Here is a 1,387-nt window from a genome sequence, read left to right on the forward strand (position 1 = left end):
GAGGATGTAAATTAAACTGTGTCAGCAAAGAATAAAATATTAACTTTGCTAACACAGTTTTTTTATGAAAGAAGAGTTTGATTTTGAGAGTATCAAGAACAAGGCTATTGAACAGCTGAAAGCGGGCAAGCCCTTGTTAGGTAAAGACGGTGCTTTTGCTCCCTTATTGGAAAGTATCCTGAATGCAGCTCTGGAAGGTGAGATGGATGCACACCTTACAGAAGAAGAACGTCAAATGGGCAACCGCCGTAACGGGAAAATGCAAAAGCAGGTCCAGACTCCATTAGGTGAGGTAACTGTATCCACTCCCCGCGACCGTAATTCAAGTTTTGACCCACAATTTATTAAGAAGCGTGAGACCATTCTGGCAGAAGGTGTTGCTGACCGTATAATCGGCTTGTATGCTCTTGGTAACAGCACACGTGAGATTAGTGATTGGATGGAAGAGAATCTTGGTAATCGTGTATCGGCAGATACAATCAGCGCCATTACAGACCGTGTACTTCCGGAAATAAAGGCATGGAAATCACGTATGCTTGATTCTGTCTATCCTATAGTCTGGATGGATGCCATCCATTATAAGGTAACGGATGAACGTGGTTGTGCTGTTACACGTGCAATCTATAATGTGCTGGGTATTGACCGGGAAGGACATAAGGAACTACTCGGAATGTATATATCAAGAAATGAGGGAGCAAACTTCTGGCTCAGTGTTCTGACAGATCTCCAGAACCGTGGAGTCGAAGATATTCTTATTGCCTGTATAGACGGCTTGAGAGGTTTTCCTGAAGCAATCCAAAGTGTTTATCCCAATACAGCTGTACAGCTTTGTGTCGTACATCAGATTCGTAATTCCATCAAATATGTAGGCTCCAAAAATCAAAAGGAATTCCTGAAGGATTTGAAATGCGTTTATCAGGCTGTAAATAAAGAATCGGCAGAAAATGAACTCCTCAAGCTGGAAGAAAAATGGGGCGAACAGTATCCTATTGTTATCAGGTCCTGGCAGGACAATTGGGATAAGCTGTCCGAATATTTCCAGTACACTCCGGCTATCCGTAAGCTCATATATACAACAAATACTGTTGAAGGGTATCACCATCAGATCCGTAAGGTAACAAAAAACAAAGGCGTGTTCCCATCGGATACAGCCCTTGAGAAACTGGTTTATCTTGCATACCGCAATATACGGAAGAAGTGGACTATGCCACTTGCCAATTGGGCCACAATCTCACAGCAACTGGCCATAAAGTTTGGAGAGCGATTTAATTTATTGTAATTTTACGCTCGTCGGGACGGGTGGTCCCGCCCCTTGGCGCTGGCCGTTCCCCGACCGATGAGTTTTCTAATAGGAAATAATGCGTGACACAGTTTATTTTACACTACC

1 protein-coding gene is annotated in these 1,387 nt (G+C 43.2%); it reads left to right on the plus strand.

Features of this window, described 5'->3' with window-relative positions; all coding sequences use genetic code 11:
• Nucleotides 1-64: 64 nt before the first annotated feature.
• The gene (locus O6P32_RS13530; RefSeq protein WP_269879050.1) at nucleotides 65-1,279 is read left to right on the plus strand and encodes an IS256 family transposase; all 1,215 of its coding nucleotides are present in this window, start codon (nucleotides 65-67) and stop codon (nucleotides 1,277-1,279) included.
• Nucleotides 1,280-1,387 lie beyond the last annotated feature (108 nt).

The sequence above is a fragment of the Phocaeicola acetigenes genome, from assembly GCF_027529745.1.
Taxonomy (GTDB): Bacteria; Bacteroidota; Bacteroidia; order Bacteroidales; family Bacteroidaceae; genus Phocaeicola; species Phocaeicola acetigenes.